This is a genomic window from Allofustis seminis DSM 15817 (genome assembly GCF_000374325.1).
Classification (GTDB): Bacteria; Bacillota; Bacilli; order Lactobacillales; family Carnobacteriaceae_A; genus Allofustis; species Allofustis seminis.
Genome location: NZ_KB894092.1, coordinates 1 through 1,263 on the forward strand (window position 1 = coordinate 1; position 1,263 = coordinate 1,263).

Consider the following 1,263-nt stretch of genomic DNA (forward strand, 5'->3'; position numbering starts at 1 on the left):
GGCTGTCCCGTTTCAATGTCCTTTTTATTCCCTTCTAAATCTCCTGTTCGTTTAAAAAATTTAGCGGAAATCTTGACCGTATTTTGTGGGTCAGATCCATAATCAATACTCACTAAACGTTGTAATTCAGGGCGAGGTGGAACATACAAGTAAAATGGTTTTACTGATGAATTTGTTTTCACAGTGGCATTAACGGTTACGGTCTTATCCAGCGGTGCAGATAGCCAGAAGTCTTGTGAACCTTTAAGGGTGACCTTGCCCGTCTGGGTTTTCCCATCTCGGGTATGAAGTGTTACACCGCTTGGGAGAGAAAAGCTGAGCGTGGTATTTTTAACGCCTGATACTTTGTACCAGTCCGTCACTTGACGCTTGGTTTTTCCAATGGTGGCGGTTTGATTTGGGGAGCTAATGCTTAATTTTCCAAAAGGGGCAGTCTTTTTGTGTGCTTCAGATAATAATTTATTCACTTTAGAATCTTGTATTTCATCATGAAATACACCATTTTGAACATTTAATGCCGCAAAAACACGAGCGTAATTTGATCCCGGTTGATCCCATCCCCATTGATGAGCATAATAGACAATATTATACATGATTTCATTGTCATATACACTACGGCTATAGGATTCATTGAATGGCCAACTGTGTCTGCCTTGAATACAATAAGCCGTTTGACCCCCGACTGTGATATATGGTGTAGTATATGTGGTTCCTCTACCGTCAGTGAACGAGTAATTTCCTTTTGAGTTGGCATTGTATCCACTTGCCCGTAAGACTTGAACAGACATTAAGGGATCACTGATTTCAAGTGCGGATTCTTCTTCATCTTCTGCTTCCACCGTCGGTGGGGCTTGACTCTCCTGTTCTTTTCCTAATGTTTTTTCTTTGGCTTCTTTTGTTTCAGGAGCGGTAGCTTCATTTTCCCCTGTGGGAGTCAGGGTGTTGTCCTCTACTGAATGAACAACGGGTGGTATTTCTTCATCCGCTATGATTTCAGTTGAGCCCCTCTCAGCTGGATCGCTCGCTTCAGGCAGCGACTGAATGAGTTCAATCGGCTCTGCCGTCCGCTCGGACGGTTCACTTGCCCAAGCATTTAAGGGCAAGACTCCCGTTAGCGTAATGATCCCTAAAAGGAGTGACGCTAACCACTTCTGAAACACTTTGTATTGTGTTGACATGAAATGTATTATCCTTTCTTTTGAATTTTGTGTATTAAAAAAACACTTAAAAAATTAAGTGTTTATCGTGAGAGATATTTAAATG

At 41.8% G+C, this 1,263-nt stretch carries 1 protein-coding gene; it reads right to left on the reverse strand.

Annotated elements, in window-relative coordinates:
- Positions 1 to 1,178 (reverse strand): hypothetical protein (locus tag C231_RS08130; RefSeq protein ID WP_040408110.1); only part of this gene is annotated, 1,178 nt, incomplete at its 3' end.
- Between the last annotated feature and the right edge of the window lie 85 nt (positions 1,179 to 1,263).